This window comes from Enterococcus sp. PLH-Efm8 (genome assembly GCF_053011625.1).
Map to the genome: position 1 here is coordinate 2,590,127 of NZ_CP172568.1, position 22,560 is coordinate 2,612,686.

Consider the following 22,560-nt stretch of genomic DNA (forward strand, 5'->3'; position numbering starts at 1 on the left):
AGTCTTTCTTAACGATATAAAAATTGTACCATAGCAGTGTGTCAACGATATAATAGTTATGTTACAAAAATGTTTCAAAACAACTTTTAAAAATGACAAAACTGTTCGTTTCAGAAAATGATCATGAAAAAGCCGCGTTAAGTCTAGCATTTCTTAAGATAACAACGATTCTTTTTCGCTTTCGACCTAAAAATAAAAAAAGAAATTATTCATCACTGAATAATTTCTTAAAGGGAAAAATGAATAATACAAATATAATCATGTTCAACAGCAGTGTAGGTCCTAAAAACCTTGTAATAAAATACGTGTTATTTACTACTGCTAATTTAAAAATCAACTGGACCACCATCGTAAACAATTCATAACCCGTGACAAAGATGATCATACTGAAAAATTCAGTAAAGATGTTGACATGGATAACGTCTTTCATTACATACATCAACCATACAATTAAAGGGAGAGCTACTGCATAGATACCGATAACGCCAATATAGTAAGCGTCATAGATAGCCCCGAGAACAATCGTGGTAATCAGTAAATAACGTTTTTCAAACGCCATACTGCAACATAATAATGCCAATATCAGAAAGTGGGCATTTGACATATAGGTGCCTTTCGACCACTCCCCTAGCATTCTTGTTAAATGACCATCTATCAACATCAAAAAGAACAAAACGATTGGCAGATAGTACTTCATTGTTTCTTTCTTCAACATGGACTAATCCTCCGCTAGCCGTTGGACAATCGTCACAACTGACACGTCATACATTTCTGCATAAGGTTTCACATAAACTTCCCGATCCAGCCCATAACTATCTGGTTTCGTTTTAATAACCGTACCGATCGGCAAGTTAGCTGGAGAATTCCCTCCAAGACCGGATGTCTGGACAACATCCCCTTCTTTGATATCCGTATCACCAGTTAATTGGGTCACCACTAAGGCATGGAGCTTTTCATCATAGTTTTTAAGCAAACCAAACGCTTCGCCATTAGCCGAAGATACCCGTACTGGAAAATGATTGGAGCTTTCATTAGAGGATGACAGTAATTCGATTTTAGACGAAGCCGTATTGACCTCGATCACTCGGCCAATCAATCCTTTTTGCGACATGACTGCCATATTTGCTTCGATACCGTCTTTAGAACCCTTGTCTACGATCAGCATGTCCTGCCAACTGTCAGGCGAACGAGTAATGACATTTGCCGTTACTTTTTCGTAACTAGTCAGCGTCTGATTCAACTCAAGTTCTTTTTTCAACGCTTCGATTTCTCTCTCGTAATTCTTGTTTTGCTGTGAAACGTCATCATAGCTATCGATTTTTTCTTTTAGCCGCTCATTTTCGGCATAAGTTGAAAAAAGATTATGGACAGAATCTACTCCATTTCGTACCCACCGTACTGGGGCAGAGATTGTTTTATCAACCATTGCAACACTGTCATTAACGATGGATTGGAAGAAATTGGGCTTTCCTTCATTCGCTCGCTGCGCAGCGGTCACACTTAGTATCGTCACCACGATGATAACAATAACCAAGGTAATAATAATATTTTTATTAGGATTGAACTTCTTCACAAAGACACCTCGAATTAATTAGACTCTTGTGTTCAATTTTATCACTAAATGCCGTGAAACAAAAGGTAAGTTGCTCCTCTTAAGCTTTTTTTTAGCAAATAATAGATTCTGTCATTTTTAGCCTGAAAGACAAATTTTTTTATTTGTTTATGGATCAATCTTTGCTTTGAATAACTGCAATCATACCATCTGAAAAAGAAAATTCTGCGGTATCTGAAAGAAATTCGTTACTTGCATAAGATGTCGGATATTCTACTTCTTTATTTTCCAATACATACTTGCTGCCTTTTAATGTAAGATTCGAGACGGGAGTCAAGCAGCAATAAGCTAAATACTTCATATCTGGTATCTGTCTTACTATATGCTCTCCAGGCAAATAATAAGACAAATAATTTTGACAATCTCTGATAATAAGCTGATGGGCAAAGGGTTTGAAGCGAGGTTCCATACCTAACCAGAGATTGGCTAAAAGATGATCCAATCTTCCGCCCGTAGCTCCAATCAAAGTGACTTCCGCTTGCGGGTAACGTTCAAATGTTTTTAAGATACCTAACTGTGTATCTGTATCGTCTTTTTCTGCAGGGGAACGGGTATACTCTTTGGCTTTTGCAAATACTTCCTTCTGCTCTTCGTTCGACAATGAATCAAAATCACCCACTGCCAGATCTACTGGGTAGCCTGCTTGAAGCAGGTACAGCGCACCACGGTCTATCCCGACATAGGCATCGTATTTGGACAGCAGAGACTGCGGCCAGTTTTGCGGATTACCTCCAGCAGCTAATAAAATTTTCATTTAGTCTAATGCCTCTTTTAATCGTTCGATTTGTCCGACTGGATTTTCGGCTCCATAGATATATGATCCTGCAACGAAGACATCCGCCCCTGCATCTTTACAGATTTTTGCTGTTTCTGGAACGATTCCGCCATCTACTTCGATTGCATAAGTCCAATTGTTCTCTCTACGTAGATCAGCGAGTTCCGTAATTTTTTCTACTGTTTCTTCAATAAAGCTTTGTCCGCCGAACCCAGGATTGACAGTCATGACTAGTACTTGATCAGCCAAAGGCAAAACATGTTTGATCATGGAGACTGGTGTTCCTGGATTGATAACTACTCCAGCTTTAACTCCTAAGCTTTTTGTCATTTGAAGTGCCCGATGAATATGAGGAGTTGCTTCGACGTGGACAGTAATGATATCTGCTCCAGCTTTTGCAAATGCTGGAATGTAGTTTTCTGGATCAACGATCATCAGATGGACGTCTAACGGTAATTTAGTAACAGGACGGATTGCCTGAACAATATTTGGCCCTAATGTGATATTTGGGACAAATCGGCCATCCATTACATCTACGTGGATGTAATCTGCGCCTCCTTTTTCCACTAACTCAATGTCTCTTTGTAAATTGGCAAAATCTGCACTCAAAATGGATGGTGCTATCTTCATTCTTGTTTCCTCCTATTTTCGTTTACCTTCTTTTTTTGCATACATTGGTTTTCTTTTTTCGATTTCTTGTAAGAATTGCAAATAATTGTCGTAACGTGTCTGTGCGATACCACCTGTTTCTACTCTATGTTTTACTTCGCAGCCAGGTTCTTTAGCATGCATGCACTCTCTAAATTTGCAATGGACAGAAGCTTCTACAAATTCAGGAAATTGTCTCGGCAGTTCTCCTGCTTCAATTGTCAAAAAGTCAATCGAGCTAAATCCTGGTGTATCTGCTACTAACCCGCCATAGATAGGAATCAGTTCCACATGACGTGTTGTATGCCGTCCTCTTCCAAGTGCATCAGAAATCTCTCCTGTTGCTAAATTCAGTTCCGGTGATATTTGATTCAGTAGCGTCGATTTTCCTGCTCCAGACTGACCCATAAAGACCGATAGCCGTTCTGGGAAGTAACGGATCAGTTCTGTCGTATCACCCGTATGATTGGGTACAATCACCGGATAGCCTATTTTAGTATAGGTTTGCTTGATCTCTTCGATTTTTTCTGGGTCGTCTGACAAGTCGGTCTTTGTCAAAAAAATAATCGGTTCGATCGACTCGTATTCCAAGGTAACTAGAAAGCGGTCAAGTAGATTATAAGAAAATGCAGGCTCTACGATACTTGTGACAATGATTCCAAGATCAACATTTGTGACTGGTGGGCGAACTAATTGATTTTTTCTCGGCAAGATTTCCAGAAGATAGCCGTCTGTTTGATTTTCACTCTCAAAGATCACCTGATCTCCGACAAGCGGCGTGATTTTCCGATTCCGGAAATTTCCTCTTCCTCTTGTTTGATAGGTCTCTCCGTTTGCGTATACATAGTAAAAACCGCTGATTGCTTTTCTGATTTGTCCTTTGATAAGTGCCACCTCCGTTTTTGTTTATTTTACCATACGAAGAGGAAAGTAGGTGTTATTCCATGCAAACTTCTCAAAGTATATGGCTTGAAAATTGATCAAAAGAGATAGAAACACAAAAAAGAGAATGCAACAAATCAATGTCGCATTCCCTTCTGATATATTTTATTCAGCACTTATTTTGAACTTTCTGAGGTGCTAGCTGATGAACTTGTGGAGCTGGAAGATTCTTCTTTTGAAGAGTTGCTTGTGCTACTGGAGCTACTTGAGCTGCTAGAACTGTCTGAAGAGTCTTTTTCAGAACTAGAAGACGCTGGATCTGGTCCTTTAGAGTAAATTACGTTCACAACCATTCCTTTGGTAATTGTCGTTCCTGCCCCTGGTACTGTACGAATCACTTTATCTTTATCCACCGTGTTTGAATATTCGGAAGTCTCATGCCCGATATATTCTGCACCGACACTAGCTAAATAACTTTGTGCTTCGCTTTTTGTATAGCCGGAGATATCATTCAATTTAGGCTCTGTTCCTTGGCTTACGACAAAATTGATGTAAGTTTCTTCTGCTACAACTTCACCCGAGGCTGGATCCTGACTGATGATCGAACCTGATGGTACAGTGTCGCTATAGTCATAAGTAGCACTAATATTATTGATATTGAATCCTTGTGTAACAAGCCAATTACGAACAGTTTCGTAGTTTTCTCCTACATGACTACTCAAAGTCACTGTTTCTGGTCCTTTGCTGACTGTGAAAGTAATCGTGTCTGTTTTAGGATCGACTTCTGTATCTTCTGATGGAGATTGCGAAATGATCATTCCGCTTTCTACCTCTGAACTGAATTCCTCTTCTTTTTGAATCAAGTCAGCAGAAAACCCTAATTCTTTCAAACTTGCTTCGGCATCTTCATAACTTTTACCACTGTAATCATCTAATTTGATTTTTTTCGTGCCGCTACTAATATACAGAGTGACTTCGCGTTTTTGCTTGACTGTCGTTCCCGCTGCCGGGTCTGTCTTCACTACATTACCTTCTTCGATTTTGTCATCTGCAATTTCTTCTGTTTTTGTTGCTACTTCTAATTTCGCTTTTGCGAGTGTTTCTCTAGCAGAAGCTTCAGAAAGATCAGAAACATCAGGAACAACAACTTCTCCTCGCCCGCCAGAAGCAAAGAATACAGCTGTTCCGATTCCTAAAACAGCAAGAATAGCTAATAGGATCAGCCACCATTTTTTCTGTCCTTTCTTTTTAGGATCAGGCAGAACTTCTTCCTCCTCTGGTAAGGTTTCGTTTTCTGGCTTGTCTTTTGGCAGAGGCATAGATTTGAATGAATCAGGCATTGGTGCATCTTCCGTAAGGGGTGTGATAACTTTTGTTTCATTATCCATCACATGAGGCTGCCATTTTTCTTCGTTTGCACGAGCTGGTGATAATACTGTAGAAAGATCATCAGACATTTCCTCGGCTGACTTATAACGGTCTGCAGGTTCTTTAGCCGTTGCCCGTAAAATCACGTTTTCCAGTGCTTGTGGCACATTTGGATCAAGTGCTTTTATAGATGGAAGATCATCTTGAAAATGTTTTAAAGCAATTGTTACAGCAGATTCACCATCAAACGGTACGCTACCCGTCAACATCTCATAAAGGATGATCCCTAAAGCATAAATATCTGACTGCTTCGTTGCCATACTTCCTCTGGCCTGCTCAGGGGACAGATAATGAACAGATCCTAGCATCGTATTCGTCTGCGTGATCGATGTTTCAGATAAAGCGATAGCAATCCCGAAATCCGTGATTTTTACAACACCTTCATTATCGATCAGTACGTTTTGGGGTTTCAAATCTCGGTGGATGATTTGATGGTTATGAGCTAAAGAAATAGCAGAAAGGATCTGCTGCATAATATTTACTGCTGTTTCATAAGGAACAGGATAATGTGTTTGGATATATCGTTTCAAGTCCATTCCTTTGACGTATTCCATCACCAGATACTGCATGTTGTCTTCTTCACCAACATCGTAAACACTAACAATGTTTGGATGAACGAGTTCTGTTGCTGCTAAAGCTTCTCTCTGAAATCGTCGAATCGCAGTCTGGTCATTTTGAAAGTCAAATCGTAAGACTTTAACTGCTACATCACGATCCAAGATTAAATCGTGCGCCAAAAATACATTTGCCATACCACCGCTACCGATATTTCCAGTGATTTGATAACGGCCATTTAATTTTTTGCCCAACTCGATCATACACTGTCCTCCTTATATTCGATAAGAAGAACGGTGATATTATCCGCTCCGCCTGCTTCATTGGCACGATCAATCAGCTCAGTTACTTTATGAGACAATGGGCCTTCTTGATTGATGATCGTTCCTATTTCTTCTTCAGACAGCATGTTCGTCAAGCCATCTGAACATAACAGCAGTCGATCTTTTAGTTGCCAAAGATGAGTAGAAACATCTACTTCGACTGTTCCAGGCATGCCGACAGAACGTGTTAAAATATTTTTCCTTGGATGGTTCACTGCCATTTCTTCGCTGATTTCTCCTGATTTGACTAGTTCATTGACTAAAGAATGATCCTCCGTCAATTGCATGATTTTATCTTCACGAATCAAATAAGCTCTGCTATCCCCAACATTGGCAATCGTGAACCAGTCATCTGACAGAGCGGCCGCTACGATTGTTGTTCCCATACCGTTATATTCCGGCTGTTCTTGTCCACGCTGATAAATCAGCATATTTTCTTCTTGAATCGATTGAATGAACCATTGGGCGATTTTTTCATCGTCAACAGCTTCTTGTTTTTCCCAAGCTTCGCCTAGATTCGTTACCGCCATCTGACTGGCAATGTCTCCGGCACGATGACCACCCATCCCGTCTGCTAATACAGCAAGCTTGAGACCTGAACGGCTGGTAAATACACTGGCATAGTCTTGATTTGTGTTACGTCGTCTTCCTACATCTGATTGATATTCAATCTGCATTTTTTCACCTCATTACTTTTTGCGCAAACAACAAATGAAAAATCCATCTGTGTAAAACTGATGCGGATACAAAGTCAACATTTTCTCTTCGATTGATGATTGTAGCATAGGATTGGTCAAAACATCAATCCTCTCAAAATCAGGGTGTCTTTCCAAGAAAGCAGAAACAACGTCTTGGTTTTCTTCTTTTAAGATCGTACAAGTGCTATAAGTCAGAATACCGGAAGACTTTAAAGTTGGTGCGCAGCTTTCTAAAATTTCCAATTGGATTTTTGGTAAATTCGCTAATTCATCCGGCTGTTTTTTATAACGAATATCTGGTTTTCGCCGAAGCAGCCCAAGACCTGAACAAGGCGCGTCTACTAAAATCCGATCAAACTGCTCTGCTTCGAACTGTTTACTGACTTCTCTAGCATCCATCTTTTGAGCGTAGACAGCAGAAGAGACACCTAGACGTGCTGCATTATCTTCAATGAGTTTGACTTTGTGTTCGTGTACATCTAAAGCGACCACTTCTCCACCGCATGACGGATCTAAAAAAGAAGCAATATGCGTCGTCTTACCTCCGGGTGCTGCACAGGCATCTAAGACATGATGTTCAGGCTCGATTTGCATAGACGGCGCTACAAGCATCGAACTTTCATCTTGGATCGTCATGACGCCATCGTGGAACAATGAGCTAGAAGCTAAATGCCCTTTTTTCGCTACTATACCGTATGGACTGACTTGGCTTTTTTCAGCTGTGATCTCTTCTTCTTGCAAAACAGTGATGGCCTGATCTCTGGAAAGTCGGCGTGTATCTACTCGGGCACTAGCATGGCTAGGCTGATATAGCGATAAACCGAGCTTTTCAGTTTCTTCGTATCCGATTTGATCCACCAGTCGTTTCGTCATCCATAGAGGCAGGCTGATTTTGACAGAAAGTCTTTCGATAGGATCAGCAATGCCTTGCAGATCTGGTGCTCCTTGACGCTGATAATTCCTCAAGACACCATTTACAAATTTCCCTGTCCCAGGATTTCCTTTTACTTTTGCGATTTCGACCGCCTCGTTTAAAATAGCATGTGCAGGGACTTTATCTAAAAATTCTAATTGGTATACAGAAAGATAAAGAAGCATCTTGACCCAGTCATCCACTTTTTTTGCTTTAGCGATCAATGGTGCAACGTAAAATTCCAATAGTCGCTGATGGCTAATCGTACCATAGATCAATTCTGTAAATAAACCCACATCTTTTTGATTTAGCTCGCTTTGTTTGATCATCTCATTCAACAAAAGATTCGAGTAGGCGCCACCCTTGTTCACTCGCTCTAATGTCAGTAATGCCATATATCGTACTGATTTTTTCATTTTTTTAGGAATTTTTTTCATTATTTCACCTGCTGACCAATCTGAACTTGCTGACCGCTTCCGTTAAGGAAATCATGTACGGCCTGTTTTCCTTTACCAGCTGGCTGTAATTCATTGATGGCTAAGACGGTCTGTTTACCGCAAGCAATCCATAGATTTTTTTTGTCTTTCCGGATGATCGTACCAGGTGCTTTGTCTGTAGTTTCTGCCAATACTTCAACCGATAATAATTTCCAGCGTATGCCCTCATAGGTCGTGAATGCAATTGGCCAAGGACGCATTCCGCGTACTTGGTTGTCAATTTCTTCTGCAGTTTTATGCCAATCGATTGCTTCTTGTTCCCGTGTGATGTTTGGCGAAAAAGTTGCTTCTGACTCGTCTTGAGGTACTGGTTTTTGTCCATCCAAAATATTGGGCAATGTTTCTAGCAATAGCTTTCTTCCTAAAAGGCTAAGCTTTTCAAACATCGTCCCTACATCATCTTGTTTAGTGATTGGTATGCTTTCTTGCGCATAGATTCCGCCTGCATCCATTTTTTTGATCATTTCCATGATCGTTACACCAGTTTCTTTCTCCCCATTCATGATGGCATAATGAACAGGCGCACCTCCCCGATATTTAGGAAGTAAAGAAGCATGGACATTGATTGCCCCTAATTTTGGTACTTGCAATAACTTTTCAGGCAAGAATTGGCCAAATGCCGCAGTGACGATCACATCAGGCACCAATTCAATGATTTCTTCCATTTCTGGCGAACCGGAGATTTTCTCTGGCTGCAGCACACGGATACCGTGCTTCAGAGCCGCTTTTTTTACCGGTGTCGGCGTAATTACTCGTTTCCGCCCAACTGGACGGTCGGGCTGTGTTACCACTGCCTGGATCTCGTAACCTGATTCTATCAGCCCTTCAAGAATCGGCACAGAAAAAGCAGGTGTGCCCATAAATACTAGCTTAGTCATCAAGATGTTCCTCCATATATTCTTCAAGTTCTTCTTCCGGGATCTGCTGTATCATTTTCTCAATGAACAAGATACCGTCTAAGTGATCGATTTCATGCTGGAAGGCACGGGCTAAATAGCCAAAAGCCGTCACTTCTATCTCTTCTCCGTCTCGATCATAATAACGCACGGTCACTTCATCTGCTCGCTTGACCGTTCCATAGACATGCGGAATACTGAGACAACCTTCTACGTCAAGGCTTTCACCTTTTGCTTCGATGATTTCTGGGTTAATCAGTTCAAATTTCTCGCCTTCATCTACTTCGATCACAGCAATTCTCTTGTTTTGTCCTACTTGAGGAGCAGCGATCCCTATTCCGTCATTCGCAATCATTGTCTCATATAAATTGTCTAATAAAGCGATTGTCTCGTCCGTGATTACATCGATTGGCTGAGCAGTTCTTTTTAATTTATCATTAGGGTGGATCAATATAGGATAGCGCATAATTTGGCCCTTTCTTAAATAAAGTTTAATGGTTCGTTGTCAATTGCCACAAAAAGACCTTGTCGCTGTTCTTTCTGGCTTCCATTCAAAATTTCATCCAAAACATGAGGAAGATTCGGTTCATGTTTATATTTGATGATTAGTTGATAATAATATCGGTTTTTCACTCTCAAAATCATGCTGGGCGTTGGCCCTAATAGCAAGCTTTGAGGGCTTAACACTTCTTTTAGCTGATTGGCAATCTGAAAGATTTTCTTTGCCGCTACTTGTTCTTCAGGATGGCTGGCGGTTATTTTCACAGTAAAGTAATAAGGAGGATAGCCTCCACGATGCCGTACATGCATTTCCTGCTGATAAAACTGCTCATAATTTTGTTTTTTAGCCAATTCTATGGCGTAATGTTGAGGATTGAATGTTTGGATCACGACTTCGCCTGCTTTTTCCGCTCGCCCTGCTCGTCCTGAAACTTGGGTAAGCAATTGGAATGTATGCTCACTAGAACGAAAATCCGGTAAATTCAGGGAGGTATCAGCATTCAACACCCCAACTAATGTCACTTCTGGAAAGTCCAAACCTTTAGCAATCATTTGTGTCCCTAATAATATATCTGCTTCTTTTGCACCGAATTTTTGTAAAATCTGTTCGTGTGCCCCTTTTCTTCGAGTGGTATCTACATCCATACGCAAAATCCTAGCTTGCGGATAAAGTTCTCGGAGTTCCTCTTCTACTTTTTGAGTACCTGTTCCATAGTAGCGGATTTTATTGCCGCCACAATTAGGACAGCGATTGGGAATAGGTTCTTCATGTCCGCAATAATGGCAGCGCATTGAACGTGTATCCATATGCAGTGTAAGAGAGATATCGCAATTAGGACATGGAAGAACAAATCCACAGTCCCTACACATCACAAAAGACGAATATCCTCGACGATTGAGCAGTAGGACAGTTTGTTCTTTTTTGTCTAATCGATTTTGTATTTTTTCCTGCAAATTAGCAGAAAAAGTAGAGGTCCGATGATTCTGAAACTCTTCACGCATATCTACGATCTCAATAGCTGGAAGCTGTGCAGCTGCTTTGGCTCGGTGGTTTAACTGCAATAACTGATAAACGCCTTTTTGAGCTCGTGCTCTTGATTCTAAAGAGGGCGTCGCGCTTCCTAGAACTATTGGGCAATGATGATATTTACTGCGCCAAATTGCTAGATCTCTCGCATGATAACGCGGTGTCTCATCTTGTTTGTAACTTGATTCATGTTCTTCATCGATAATGATCAGCCCGATATTTTTCAGCGGGGCAAAAATAGCAGATCGTGCGCCTACTACTACTTGCGCTTCTTCCCGCTCAATCTTGCGCCATTCATCATATTTTTCACCTTGGGAAAGTCCGCTATGTAAGACCGCAACTGATTCTCCGAAGCGTCCTTTGAATCGCTCGACCATTTGCGGAGTCAATGCGATTTCAGGCACTAACATAATAGCCGTTTTATTTTCTGACAAAACATCAGCGATTGCCTGAAGATATACTTCTGTTTTCCCGCTGCCAGTGATTCCCTCCAGCAAAAAGACCTGATCTTTTTGCTGCTGACCTGCTGTGATGATTTGTTCGACAGCATTTTTTTGTTCTGCATTCAGTTCCAATGCCGTCGTTTGGTCAAATACTCGGTCTTTATAAGGGTCGCGATAACGTTCTGATTCTATAAACTCCAGCCAGCCCTTTTCTTTTCCTTGATTCAAGACAGCAGTACTGATTCCTTTATTTTTGAAATAAGCAATTGGTTCTTCTTGGCTCAGTTCAGATAAACACAAAAGAAGTTCTTTTTGTTTCTTGGCATTTTGCCGTAATTTTGCCCATTCTTCTTCGATTTGCTTTTCAGTTAACAAAGAACGGACCAAACGAATCGTTTTTACTTTATTTCGTGTATGGACTTCATATTTGATATCTACTAATTGCTCTTGGCGCCAGCGAATCAATTGAGAAAGGCTGCCTTCTTCTTCTGCTTCCTTCCAGGAAATCACTTCTCGCTGATCAAACAATACCTGAACTTCTGGTGTGTCTGCCAAAGGATAGATCAATTTATCATATTCTGCTTTCATCACACTCGGAAGCATCGTTTGTAGACAAGTGATTTTGAATGCGTAAGTAATTTTTTTCATATAATCAGCTAATGAAAGTAATTCTTCATTGACCACCGGAGCAAGGTCTAGCAAACGAATAACTGCCTTCAAAGATGGATTAGCTGATTCTTCTGATTTTTGGATAGCCATAACAAATCCTTGGACATGACGATTGCCATTACCAAAAGGGACTTCTACTCGCATCCCGACTTGCAAAGCTGTTTCCATTTCAGAGGGAACCAAATAAGTGAATGGCTGATCGGTCTGCATAGTAGGTACGTCCACAATGACTTCAGCTGTTAATGTCATGGTTCGTTTCCTCCTTTTTTTGTCTTTTCTTATCAAGCGACAAAAAGTTCCTTGCCTATTTTACTAGAGATCGATGGATTTGTCTTATCTTCTGCCAAATCCTAACAAAAAATTAACAGCAGATAAGAAAAAAAAGAACTGTGTCAAAAAGTTCAGACACAGCCTTTTCTACCAGACAATAAGTGGCGAATGTTTGAAAAGGAAACAGCTGGGTTTGCTTTTCTTTTTAGATGTTCGCTCTATTTTTCTTTATTACATTTTTTGCTCTTCACGGATACGTGATTCCAATTCGTGTTGTTCACGCTCTTTTTGTGCTTGACGTTCCTCTTCTTCCATCTTCAAACGTTCACGTTTTAATTCAGGATGTGGATCATTGACTACATTTCCTGCATCGATTTCTTCTAAAGCTTGACCGACGCTTTTTACTGAATCAAAAGAATCTAGAGTAGGCTGTGCACTTGCATCCAATTCATGCGCGCGTTTACTTGCTAAAATCACTAGAGAATATTTTGAATTTACACGATCTAATAGTGAGTCAATTGAAGGTTTTAACATCATAAGACTACATCTCCTTTAACATTTTAATATATTTACCGATTACGCGATCTACTCGAAAATGTTCACTGGCAATAATGTTTTTGATTCGTTCAACTGCTAGCGGCACTTCATCATTTACAACAGCATAGTCGTAAAGAGCCATCATTTCGATTTCTTCTTTTGCAACTTTCATTCGTTTTTCGATTACTTCATCTGCATCTGTTCCTCGGCCTACGATCCGTGATTTTAATTCCGCTAAATCTGGCGGAGTCAAAAAGATGAATACACCATCGGGCACTTTTTCTTTGACTTGTTTTGCTCCTTGGACTTCAATCTCCAAGAAAACATCTTTTCCTTCATCCAATGTCTTGTTGACATATGACAAAGGAGTTCCATAATAATTCCCGACATATTCTGCGTATTCCAGCATCTCTCCAGCTTCGATCATTGATTCAAACTCTTCTTTGCTTCGGAAGAAATAATCAACGCCTTCGACCTCCCCTTCACGCATTTTACGGGTAGTCATTGAGATCGAATACTGAAAATCATTATCCTCACTCTCAAAAATTGCTTTTCGTACTGTGCCTTTTCCTACACCGGATGGACCAGACAACACGATTAATAATCCACGCTCTGACATGACGACGTCCTTTCAACTAGTCTTTTTGTACTTATCGTTTATTTTGCACTTTTTTTCTGCAACTTTCAAGGTTATCTTTAATTATAGCTAGAAATTGGTAAAAAAGCTACCCTGTACCAAGAGGTCGTAAAAAAGCTGTCCTGCATCAAGTAATAAGAACAGCCAAACATAAACAGCTTCTCATGTTTTTCGTTTGGTTGGGGTTATTATCGCAGATGCAAGCTTTTGAACGCCGTGTATAAGAGGTCGTGAAGAAGCCGATTAGTTTCGAGTATGAAGAAAAATTTTGTGAAAATAGTTTCTCACATTTTTGCATAAATTTGGCTTAATACCGAGAAAATGGTTTTTGAACATCACTTATTCAAAATAAAAAAAGATTGTGACACGAATTTTGTCACAACCTTTAAATGTATTCCTAGAGCAAAGAAGCTAAGCGAAGAAATCCAATTCTGTTTATTTATTGTATTTCTTTGTTCAGCATCCTTGCTAAAAGCCCATATTGGACAAAGTATTCACTACACCCATGATCTCATCTTTTCGAGAACGTGCTTTTTCTGTCGGATCTTCTACCTCTTCTGTGTCAATTCGAACAATAAATTTCCGATTCATCGTCACGTAAGCACCGTCGTTGATCAAAATAAACAGTTCGTTCTCATTATAGTCTGCACAGGCATCTTTCCATACGTCAAAGCCGTTTTTTTCAGAAGGGATATCCCGTTTAACCACAGTTTTTCCACTTAATTCGTGGAACGTTACGTCATAATATTTCATTATCTCTACCTCTTTCGTCATTCAATATTTTGTACTTGTTCTCTGATTTTTTCTAAGATCGTCTTAGACTGGACGACTTGATTTTTAATTTCGATTGCATTTGATTTGGAACCGATCGTGTTGATTTCCCGATTCATTTCTTGGATCAGGAAATCTAATTCCCGACCTACAGGACATTGTGCTTCGATAAGTTCATCTAGTTTTTGTACATGGATCGCCAGACGATCCAGTTCCTCGTGAATATCTCCGCGTTCCAACAAGATGGCTAGCTCCGTCAACAACCGTTGCTCATCGACTTTCGCTCCAAGAAATTCCTCCAGCTTTTTTTGATACCTTATTTGAAATTCCTTTTCATAGATTTCTACAAAACTATCGAGTTTTTTTAGTACTTCTTTGAATTCTTCAGTATTCTTTTTCAACACTAAAGCTAAAGCTTGACCTTCTTTTTCTCGACTCGCCTCAATAGAATCAAGTGCGCTTTTCAATGTATCTAGAGCTAACTGTGCCAATTCTTCCATGCTCTCTTCCGGTTTTTCTTCTACCGTTACGAAGTTTTCGTCCAGCACGAAGCGTTCCGCCATCCGACTAATTGACACTTGATTTTGACTACCGTATCGTTGTTGAATTCCGTCTGTCAATTGAGTGATAAGTGAATCAATCAATTCCCAGTTGATGACGATCTGTTTTTCGTTTTTGCCAATATAAGCTAGATTCACAAATACTTCGATTCGACCGCGGCTTAACTGCTGTTTAATAAGCTGACGAAAATCGTTTTCAACAAAGTTCAGGATTTTAGGACTTCGTATTTGAACATCTAGAAAACGCTGGTTGACACTTTTTATTTCAATATCTAACTGATACGCTTTTGTTTCGCGGATGGCTTTGCCAAAACCAGTCATACTTTTCATTCGACAGGGTCCTTCCTCATTACATATTTTCTATTGCTTTTTGCAGTTGTTCAAACTCTTCGTTCGTCAATGTCAGGCCTTTCCCCATTTTTTCATGGTCTGGCGCCCAATCTCGAAGATCGAATTTTGGCGGGCGACCATTCCAGCTGACTAGGTTCAGTTCTTTACGCCACCCCTTGTTGTTTTCTGACAATATAGCGATTTCTTCTACGATTTCATATGAAAATTCTTGTGCCATGGTTGTTCCTCCTTGAGATAATATAAATATAGGATCAGTAATGTGTCAACTGGTTGCTTAAGCAATTCATGCTGCAAACGATCCTTGCGTTTTCCTTGTAGCAGATAATCAAAATAAACAGTTTTCGTGCGCTCATTTTGTATTTTTTGCTGGTATTTTCGATACCTTCGCCATTCTTCAGTACTTAATTGACCAATTTGTGCCAATAAATCATCCGGCATACTTTTTATATCTTGTTGGCAGATCATTTGAATCATCATGTCTACTTGATAGATTTCATTGGGCAGTAAAAAATGTTTTTTTGCTAAAAGTTCTAGCATCGCCAATCCGCATGTCTCTGGTACGACCCTGTTCTTATATAAATTACGCAGTTTTTGCCAAAATTTTATGCTTTTGAAAAAAGATAATTCTAACTGAATTTCTTTTGTTAAGTAAGACAAAAATCCTCGCCAGTATGTTCTTGCAGGTTTAACAGAATGAAATGTATACCAGTTCCCATAGTAATAGCCTAATCGTTTTTTCATTTCCAGATAGCCTAATTGTAAATTTAATTGGTTCCTTTGGCTATCAAAAAGCAGAAAGCTGCCTAGTGTCCACAATGTTTGACATTTCCAATGGATAAAAATGTCTGGCATACGAATTTTTTTCGCTGGGCCTGGCCCTTGCACATCTACGACAAATGCCTCTGTTGCTCCTTTGTTAATCGCAATATCAATAGGTATTTTGTTGCGATACCCACCGTCTGCATATTTATTTTTTCCGATCTTTCGATAAGCCATAGCGGGATAAAATGAAGCAGAGGCGAGTATCCAATCTGGTATTTCTTCTGTTTTTGTCTGTTGGATATCAGTCACTACTTCCGCTAGTTCTGGCAGTTTAGTAGACACCGTATATAAACGTATTTTGGGATTATGTTTGAGTAAGGACAAATCCAAATTGTCTTTGACCATCTTTTCCAATGGAGCAGAAGAAACCCCGCCTTCAATTAGTGCTGTTTTCGTCATTTGGCGTCTTTCTCGATAGAAGCGTTCACGAAGGTCTTCAACTGCAGCCATTTCTGGTAACGCAAGCACTTGTCTTGTCGACAGCTTTTTCCATAAATTCACAGCTTTTTTCATATCTCCTTGTAAAATCAATGCGCCGTTCAACGCACCTACCGAGGTACCTGTGATAATCTCAAAGTTGATATCATGTTCCTTCAGCGCCTGCCACACACCAATCTGATAAGCACCGTGCGCTCCTCCTCCACCTAAAACAAGTGCTGTATGATAGACCAGCTTTTTATTTAATTGTGTGGTTCCTTGATAGCCGTTTTTATGAAAAATACGCAACCATTCTTCTGATAGAGGAGATTGAAATAAAAAACAACAGTTTTCTTTAATAAAAAAACGAGCGCAAGCTTCCATATACCGAAAAAATTTTTTCCATTCAAAAGTTTCACCTTCAATCAACAGATTATTAAAAATAACATCTCCTCTACTTTTAGCAATAGTAAAATAGACGGTATATTTTTTCGATACTGCTTTAAAAGCACATTGCTTTTTTGCAGAACGCCAAAAAGCGTCTCTACTTTCTTGATGACTTTGAAAAAATGGAAGGGGTTGTTTTGCTTGCTGGATAGGCGAATACAGCGACATTTTCTGTGAAAAGTAAACTTTTTTTATCTCCATCGCGCTCTCCTTTTTCTTCAAGTATACCAGTACGTCATAAAAAGGTCATGAGTCTCGTATTCGACTTTGTAGATTCCATAAGAAAACAATTCATAAAACCTCCTTTAAATAAAAAAATACAAAAATCACAAAAATTAATTGAAAATGAGAGTGTTTTCAATGAAAACGTGATTTTGTAATGGAATTTTAAAATAAAAGAAACAAGCTTTTTTAATGCAAATGTTGTAAAATAAAAGAGATTAAGAGGAAATAAGAGGAGGAACATGATGACTGAGTCAGTTTATGTACATATTGATACCACAAGTAATGCTGTTTTAACAAAAGGGCTGACTGCTACTGACTTTGCAAACAGTATCGTGCATTTTCCTCAAAACTTGCTCTTGCTTGATCCATCTGCTTCTGCTGGAGAATATGAATCCCATACAGGGCTGAAAGTAATCCGTGGTACAGAAAATATTCAGCGTTTCTTTTCCTCTTCTCGTAACAGGCGTGGATTCGATGAATTGAAGTGGATCGACTTTACTGATTTAACGATGCTGAAAGAATTGACACCTTTAGAAATTTCAGAATTATTATATTTTGGTCATATGAAAACACATCTTCATTCGCCGTTTTTTTATAAACTACAGAATAATTTTGTATACTTCGATCTTAATGATCAGCTGAATCGGATTTATTATCGCTATTTAGATGAATTTTATAGGATTTTTGCTAGTAAATTAAGTTCGATCTTGTCAGATAAGATCAATGTAAAAAAATCTTTTTTCAAAAAAGAAACACCTGTTGAAAAAATCAGTGTGGAATTATTGAAAGAAATGCGTAATTTGATGCAGGAAGGGATCATTTTTTCTTTTGATCAAGTTGGTTTGATCGATGGTAAATATCGTATCCCAATCTATGTGATTGAAGATTATATTTGGAAATTAAAAGGCACCCGGTATCGAGAAGAGGAAATCATCGCTACTTTAATCTACTCTGTCACCGATCGACACTGGCAATTGGTAGAAGATGCCGATCTTTCTTATCTGCCATTGAAGTAGATCTATTTCTTATCAAAAAATAAAAAGGAAACAAGAAACTAGGACATGATTCTGTCTCAAGTTTCTTGCTTCTTTTTTATTTACAGCTCCTGTCGTTTATCTGGCACAAAAATCGAAGGAGTCGTTTGTTGGATCCCTAATAAAACGATGATCGTTACAATAGCTGTACTCAACCCGCTGGCACCATTCATTACGAAAGAAAAGAGCCAAGGATTCATCCCCCATAGTGCATACGCTCCCCAGAAAACCACTCCTGCAATAAAATGCCAAAAATATCTGGAAAGTGCGCCAATCAATGCACCAAACACGATGCTTTTTCTAATTTGTTTCGTATTATCGTCTACATAGCCTTTTTGGACATTTGAAGCCATGAGCCCTGCTGCGCCTGCAAAAGTATAGGCAATCGGGTACTCAATCAACACTTGAACGACACTTAAATAATAAACTTGTCCCAACGGAAAATGTAGGATGCCCCAAATGAAACCTGCCAGCATCCCTGCCTTTGTCCCTCTTCTTAACGCAAAAAGAGTCAATGGAATCTGCCCTAATGAAATAGAAAAACTGCTGCCGATCTGGATCGGAATCAACGACAACACCATCGCTAACGCTGCAACAATCGTTCCTTCTACCCAAACTCTATTTTTTCCCATAAAAAAACTTCCTCCTTTGAATAAAAAAGTCACAAAGGAGGAAGCAGCTTTCGAAAATAGTCAAACAGCTGTTTATTCACAATTCCTACGCTCGCATAACCGATACAGGTACGAAGGGTTTAGAAATAGATTCAATCTCAGCCCAATTGGACTCCCCTTTGTGAGTTTATTTATTATTTATTTTTTGTTTCAAACAATGGACTAACTGGTTTGTTTTCATGGATACGTTTGATTGCATCTCCCATTAGTCCGCCAACACTTACTTCATCGATTTTGTCGATTTTACGATCTTCTGGAAGATAGATCGAGTCTGTAACAACTAGACGCTCGATAGCTGAATCTTCTATTCTTTGTAAAGCAGGGCCGGATAATACTGGATGTGTACATGAAGCATACACACTAGTTGCACCAGCTTCTTTCAAAGCATTGGCAGCCAATGTGATCGTACCTGCTGTATCGATCATATCATCGATCAGTACACAAGTTTTGCCTTTGACTTGTCCAATGATATTCATTACTTCTGCAACATTTGCTTTTGGACGGCGTTTGTCTATGATCGCAATCGGAGATTTCAAAAATTCCGCTAATTTACGTGCCCGTGTGACACCACCATGGTCTGGTGAAACAACGACAACATCATCGCCTTTGATTCCTTTTTCTAAGAAATAATTGGCAATAAGTGGCGCACCCATCAAATGATCGACTGGAATATCAAAGAAACCTTGGATTTGGACTGCATGAAGGTCCAAAGTCAGCATTCTTGTTGCACCAGCTTTTTGAATCATGTTTGCTACTAATTTCGCTGTGATTGGTTCCCGTGCACGTGCTTTACGGTCTTGACGCGCATAGCCATAATAAGGCATGACTACGTTGATTGTTTTTGCACTTGCTCGTTTCAGTGCGTCAATCATGATCAGCAACTCCATCAAGTTATCATTGACTGGGCTGCTCGTTGATTGAATAACATAGACATGCGATCCACGAATACTTTCTTCAATGTTTACTTGAATTTCTCCATCACTAAATTGAGTAACAGATGATTTTCCTAACTCGACGCCGACTGCTGCTGCAATTTTCTCTGCTAATGGGCGATTGGAATTTAACGCAAAAATTTTTAATCTTGGGTCAAAGTAATGTTTTGACATGGGGACCTCCACTTTCTTTTTCACAACTCTAGAATTCTACCTAATAAATAGTAGTCATATTTTTTAAATAAATCAAGTGATTTTGCAAAAGTCTTAGTTTAGATAAGGGAGTTTTTTTGCATATCCTTCTTTATTGACTTGTCTTGCTCTCGCAATTGCCAGCGCATATTCTGGAATATTGTCTGTAATTGTTGACCCGGCAGCAATCGAACTGTTTTTAGCTACCTCGACAGGTCCGATGATATTCGTGCTAGAACCAATAAAGCTGTGGTCGCCGACAGTCGTATGATGTTTGTTCTTTCCATCATAGTTGACGAAGACAACACCACATCCGACATTGATTTCTTCTCCCAGCGTAGCATCACCAACATAAGTCAAGTGACCGACTTTAGTTCCTTTGCCGATTTGAGCATTTTTCACTTCCACAAAGTTTCCGATATGGACGTTTTCGCCAATTTCAGCTTTTGGTCGTAAATGTGCATAAGGTCCCACATCTGCATGTTTCTTGACATGGCTGCTTTCAATGACTGAGTTTTCAATGACGACGTGATCCTCAATCCTACTGTCTACGATTTTTGAATGTGACCCGATGACACAATCAGAACCAATGACTGTATTTCCTTGGATTTGTACACCTGCTTCGATCAATGTGTCTGGACCGATTTCTACGCCTGCATCGATGTATGTCGTTGCTGAATCGACAAAGCTTACGCCATTGACCATATGCATCTGGTTAATTCGCTTTCTCATGATCTCATTTGCTTTAGCTAACGCGATCCGATCATTGACTCCCATTGATTCTTCAAAATCATCCGTTTGATAAGCAGCAACTGTATGGCCTTCTTCTTTTAAGATTTCGATGATATCTGTTAGATAGTATTCACCTTGAGCATTGTTTGTTCCAACTTTGCTTAACGCATCGAACAAAGCTTCGTTGTCAAAACAGTAAGTTCCTGTATTGATTTCTTGTACAAGAGCTTCTTCTGGTGTTGCATCTTTTTGTTCCACGATTTTTTCTACGATCCCAATATGGTCACGGATGATTCGTCCATATCCTGTTGGGTTTTCTGCTTGTGCCGTCAAGATCGTTGCACTTGCATTTTTTCCTTGGTGATATTCAAAAAGATTGTTCAGCGTTTCAGTAGTCAATAATGGTGTATCGCCACTGATAACTAACGTTGTTCCTTTTTTTCCTTCCAAGAAAGAAGCAGCTTGCAAAACAGCATGTCCTGTTCCCAATTGTTCTGCTTGTAACGCATATTTACTGCGTTCTCCTAGTTGTGCTTTAACTTGTTCTGCTCCGTGTCCAACGATCGTAATCACTTCATCTGGTTTCGTTTCACTGACCCGATTAATGATATGTTCTACCATAGGTTTACCAGAAACGGGATGTAAAACTTTATATAATTTTGACTTCATGCGGGTACCTTTCCCTGCCGCCAAAATAATTGCATAACGTGCGTCCAACTGCGTCACTCCTAAATATAGTTTGCTGATTTCAGTTTATCCCAGTATACCCATTTTTTCAACAAAACAAGTGATTTTCTTTTATCCCAGCGTTTTCTGGATAAAAAAATAGATAGACCATAACGGGCCTATCTATTTGGTAACCGGTGCTCTCCTGCCAACTCCTCGGTCACAAGTCACACTACTCATAAAACATGAAAAGCTGTTTTTTGAAATCGTTTCTTGTGACTTAGAGTTAAACGGTAGGCTTACAACCTCTTCATTAAACGTTTTTCAATCAGCTGACCTTCGGTATTAGCTCAATAAACGGCAAAATATGAGGAGCAATTTTTCCGTTTATTGAGCTAATACTCAGGACAGGACGCTGATTTCACAACCTCTAGATAAACGGTGTTCAAAAGCCAGTTTCTCGGTATTAAGCCAAATTTATGAAAAAATGTGGAAAGCCATTTTCACAAAATTTTTCTTACTACTCGAAACTAAGCGGCTTTTTCACAACCTCTTATTCTGAAAAATAATTTCCTGGCACAACCGTAATATTTTTCGTTTGAGTATCTACATCTTTGACATAAAGCAGTGACGTATAATCATCGATGGCGCGATGACCGTTGAATTTTGATTCGGCAAATACAGTGATGCCAACAAGTTCTGATTCGAATTCTTCAATCAAGCTCTTCATTCCGTTGACTGTTCCGCCGCCTTTCATGAAATCATCCACTACAAGGACACGTGAACCACGTTTCAAACTTCTCTTAGACAGTTCCATCTTTTCAATTCTTTCAGAAGATCCAGACACATAGTTGACACTTACTGTTGATCCTTCTGTTATTTTTGAGTCCCGGCGTACAATAACGAATGGCGCATTCAGATAATAGGACACAGCTTGGGCAATAGGTACGCCTTTTGTGGCTACAGTCATTACAGCATCGATTTTTTCACCAAGGTATTTAGAAGCAATGATTCTTCCAACTTGACGCAGCAGTTCAGGTTCTCCTAACAAATCAGAGAGATAAACATATCCTCCTGGAAGCAGACGGTCTTGTTCTGATAGACGTTCTGCTAGAGATTCAATATATTTTTTCGCCTCTTCATATGAAATTTCAGGGATGAACAATACACCACCTGCAGCACCCGGGATTGTTTCCAAGGTTCCATACCCTCGTTCTTTAAATGTTTTCTTGATGATTCCCAAATCTTCACTGATAGAAGATTTAGCAGATTCATAACGTTCGGCAAAGCTTGTTAAGGAAATCAATTCATGCGGGTGATTCAATAAATACTGTGTCATGTCAACTAGACGTTCACTGCGACGTACTTTCACCTATTCCAACTCCTTTTAAGAAATTTTATCGTTTTACATTATATAAGTTTTTCTTCA

The 22,560-nt window shown here is 39.5% G+C and carries 22 protein-coding genes and 1 riboswitch; of the genes, 1 reads left to right on the top strand and 21 read right to left on the bottom strand.

What is annotated here, in order from left to right:
* Positions 1-205: 205 nt before the first annotated feature.
* The 17 genes from mreD to ACIFUW_RS12825 form a co-directional block, all read right to left on the bottom strand.
* Positions 206-715: a rod shape-determining protein MreD gene (gene mreD / locus ACIFUW_RS12745; protein WP_002287385.1), complete on the bottom strand. Its 510-nt coding sequence runs from the start codon at positions 713-715 to the stop codon at positions 206-208.
* 3 nt (positions 716-718) lie between these two features.
* Positions 719-1,573, bottom strand: coding sequence for a rod shape-determining protein MreC (gene mreC, locus ACIFUW_RS12750; protein WP_002296044.1), 855 nt, complete (start codon positions 1,571-1,573; stop codon positions 719-721).
* Between the two features lie 154 nt (positions 1,574-1,727).
* Positions 1,728-2,366 carry a thiamine diphosphokinase gene (locus ACIFUW_RS12755; RefSeq protein ID WP_002287382.1) on the bottom strand — a complete coding sequence of 213 codons (639 nt, stop codon included), beginning with the start codon at positions 2,364-2,366 and terminating at the stop codon, positions 1,728-1,730.
* Positions 2,367-3,017, bottom strand: coding sequence for a ribulose-phosphate 3-epimerase (rpe, locus tag ACIFUW_RS12760; RefSeq protein WP_002303644.1), 651 nt, complete (start codon positions 3,015-3,017; stop codon positions 2,367-2,369).
* 12 nt (positions 3,018-3,029) lie between these two features.
* A complete protein-coding gene (rsgA, locus tag ACIFUW_RS12765) occupies positions 3,030-3,929 on the bottom strand; it encodes a ribosome small subunit-dependent GTPase A (protein WP_002287379.1) in 900 nt (299 codons plus the stop codon).
* A 164-nt stretch (positions 3,930-4,093) separates the two neighbouring features.
* Positions 4,094-6,163 carry a Stk1 family PASTA domain-containing Ser/Thr kinase gene (gene pknB / locus ACIFUW_RS12770; protein WP_002287377.1) on the bottom strand — a complete coding sequence of 690 codons (2,070 nt, stop codon included), beginning with the start codon at positions 6,161-6,163 and terminating at the stop codon, positions 4,094-4,096.
* On the bottom strand, positions 6,160-6,900 hold the full coding sequence (locus ACIFUW_RS12775) for a Stp1/IreP family PP2C-type Ser/Thr phosphatase (protein WP_002287376.1): 741 nt from the start codon (positions 6,898-6,900) through the stop codon (positions 6,160-6,162). Before ACIFUW_RS12775 ends, pknB begins: the two co-directional genes overlap by 4 nt.
* Before the next feature lie 12 nt (positions 6,901-6,912).
* On the bottom strand, positions 6,913-8,271 hold the full coding sequence (gene rsmB / locus ACIFUW_RS12780; protein WP_002305546.1) for a 16S rRNA (cytosine(967)-C(5))-methyltransferase RsmB: 1,359 nt from the start codon (positions 8,269-8,271) through the stop codon (positions 6,913-6,915).
* The gene (gene fmt / locus ACIFUW_RS12785) at positions 8,271-9,209 is read right to left on the bottom strand and encodes a methionyl-tRNA formyltransferase (RefSeq protein ID WP_002303642.1); all 939 of its coding nucleotides are present in this window, start codon (positions 9,207-9,209) and stop codon (positions 8,271-8,273) included. Before fmt ends, rsmB begins: the two co-directional genes overlap by 1 nt.
* A complete protein-coding gene (def, locus tag ACIFUW_RS12790) occupies positions 9,202-9,693 on the bottom strand; it encodes a peptide deformylase (RefSeq protein WP_002287369.1) in 492 nt (163 codons plus the stop codon). The genes fmt and def overlap by 8 nt, the downstream gene beginning before the upstream one ends.
* A 14-nt stretch (positions 9,694-9,707) precedes the next feature.
* On the bottom strand, positions 9,708-12,116 hold the full coding sequence (gene priA, locus ACIFUW_RS12795; RefSeq protein ID WP_002287367.1) for a primosomal protein N': 2,409 nt from the start codon (positions 12,114-12,116) through the stop codon (positions 9,708-9,710).
* Between the two features lie 252 nt (positions 12,117-12,368).
* The gene (gene rpoZ, locus ACIFUW_RS12800; protein WP_002287365.1) at positions 12,369-12,674 is read right to left on the bottom strand and encodes a DNA-directed RNA polymerase subunit omega; all 306 of its coding nucleotides are present in this window, start codon (positions 12,672-12,674) and stop codon (positions 12,369-12,371) included.
* A 4-nt stretch (positions 12,675-12,678) separates the two neighbouring features.
* Positions 12,679-13,293 carry a guanylate kinase gene (gmk, locus tag ACIFUW_RS12805; protein WP_002303641.1) on the bottom strand — a complete coding sequence of 205 codons (615 nt, stop codon included), beginning with the start codon at positions 13,291-13,293 and terminating at the stop codon, positions 12,679-12,681.
* Positions 13,294-13,779: 486 nt separating this feature from the next.
* Complete coding sequence (locus ACIFUW_RS12810; protein WP_002287356.1) at positions 13,780-14,064, bottom strand: hypothetical protein; 285 nt, start codon at positions 14,062-14,064, stop codon at positions 13,780-13,782.
* A 17-nt stretch (positions 14,065-14,081) separates the two neighbouring features.
* On the bottom strand, positions 14,082-14,972 hold the full coding sequence (locus ACIFUW_RS12815) for a YicC/YloC family endoribonuclease (RefSeq protein WP_002305541.1): 891 nt from the start codon (positions 14,970-14,972) through the stop codon (positions 14,082-14,084).
* Positions 14,973-14,991: 19 nt separating this feature from the next.
* Positions 14,992-15,210, bottom strand: a complete 219-nt coding sequence (locus ACIFUW_RS12820) for a YdbC family protein (protein ID WP_002287352.1) — start codon at positions 15,208-15,210, stop codon at positions 14,992-14,994.
* A complete protein-coding gene (locus ACIFUW_RS12825) occupies positions 15,180-16,880 on the bottom strand; it encodes a patatin-like phospholipase family protein (RefSeq protein ID WP_002287350.1) in 1,701 nt (566 codons plus the stop codon). The genes ACIFUW_RS12820 and ACIFUW_RS12825 overlap by 31 nt, the downstream gene beginning before the upstream one ends.
* A 266-nt stretch (positions 16,881-17,146) precedes the next feature.
* Between ACIFUW_RS12825 and ACIFUW_RS12830 the strand changes: the two genes are divergently transcribed.
* Positions 17,147-17,920 (top strand): hypothetical protein, encoded by a 774-nt coding sequence (locus tag ACIFUW_RS12830; protein WP_002287349.1) that lies wholly within the window; start codon positions 17,147-17,149, stop codon positions 17,918-17,920.
* Positions 17,921-18,000: 80 nt separating this feature from the next.
* Here ACIFUW_RS12830 and thiT read toward each other — a convergent pair whose 3' ends face one another.
* From thiT to purR, 4 genes are all read right to left on the bottom strand, one after another.
* The gene (thiT, locus tag ACIFUW_RS12835; RefSeq protein WP_002296029.1) at positions 18,001-18,570 is read right to left on the bottom strand and encodes an energy-coupled thiamine transporter ThiT; all 570 of its coding nucleotides are present in this window, start codon (positions 18,568-18,570) and stop codon (positions 18,001-18,003) included.
* Positions 18,571-18,635: 65 nt separating this feature from the next.
* Positions 18,636-18,738: riboswitch (TPP riboswitch) on the bottom strand.
* Positions 18,739-18,743: 5 nt separating this feature from the next.
* Positions 18,744-19,715 (bottom strand): ribose-phosphate diphosphokinase, encoded by a 972-nt coding sequence (locus ACIFUW_RS12840; protein WP_002287347.1) that lies wholly within the window; start codon positions 19,713-19,715, stop codon positions 18,744-18,746.
* Positions 19,716-19,808: 93 nt separating this feature from the next.
* Positions 19,809-21,182: a bifunctional UDP-N-acetylglucosamine diphosphorylase/glucosamine-1-phosphate N-acetyltransferase GlmU gene (glmU, locus tag ACIFUW_RS12845; protein ID WP_002287346.1), complete on the bottom strand. Its 1,374-nt coding sequence runs from the start codon at positions 21,180-21,182 to the stop codon at positions 19,809-19,811.
* 502 nt (positions 21,183-21,684) lie between these two features.
* Entirely contained in the window at positions 21,685-22,503 is an 819-nt protein-coding gene (purR, locus tag ACIFUW_RS12850) for a pur operon repressor (RefSeq protein WP_002287345.1), read from the bottom strand.
* Between the last annotated feature and the right edge of the window lie 57 nt (positions 22,504-22,560).